The organism is Collinsella sp. LCP19S3_D5 (assembly GCF_052121415.1).
Lineage (GTDB): Bacteria > Actinomycetota > Coriobacteriia > Coriobacteriales > Coriobacteriaceae > Collinsella.
Genome location: NZ_JBQKEH010000043.1, coordinates 1 through 652 on the forward strand (window position 1 = coordinate 1; position 652 = coordinate 652).

General features: G+C 67.5%; 1 protein-coding gene. It reads right to left on the reverse strand.

Translation table 11 applies throughout. The features are described from left to right. The coding region (locus ACTQXO_RS08745) for an IS3 family transposase (protein ID WP_441545614.1) at positions 1–603 on the reverse strand (603 nt) is incomplete at its 3' end. Between the last annotated feature and the right edge of the window lie 49 nt (positions 604–652).

Here is a 652-nt window from a genome sequence, read left to right on the forward strand (position 1 = left end):
CAGGCCCTCCTCGCGCATGATGCGGAGGACGACCTTCTCCGAGGCGCGCACGGGCTCGTCGAGCTCGCGCAGGCGCGCCGTCACGAAGCGGTACCCCCGCGCCCCCTCGCCGTCCTCGGTGAAGATCCTGCGCACGAGCGCGCGCAGGGGCGCGCGCCGGTCGGGCCTCGCGATCGCGCGGCGCTGGTACTCATAGGAGCTCTTTGATATCCCCAAGGAACTCGTGAGTTCTCTCAAGGACCACTTCCCGCACGGCCTCAGGCGGTCTATCACCAGGGTCTTCTCCCTGTTCGACATCCCGTCGAGGCTCCCGGCTTTTAAAACGTCCTGCACCGCCCTCAGCACCGCGTTCTCGAGCCTGAGCCGCTCGATCAGGGCGTCCTTGTCCTCCGGGTCGATGTCGGGGTAGTCGGGGCCGTCCCCGACGAGTCGCGGCAGGTCCATTCCTCCACCGGCCCTTCCCGCGGGCTTGCGCACGTCCCTGATCCAGCGCCAGACGGACGTCTTGCCGGGCCCGCCGAGTATCTCGGTTATCTCCATGACGGTGAGCCCGGCGCCGCGAAGCGCCCTGGCCCTCTCCACCATTCTCCTACTGTATGCCATGCGGACTCCGTTCCGGACCTCAACGGTCCAACTTTTTGTCCGCAGTCCC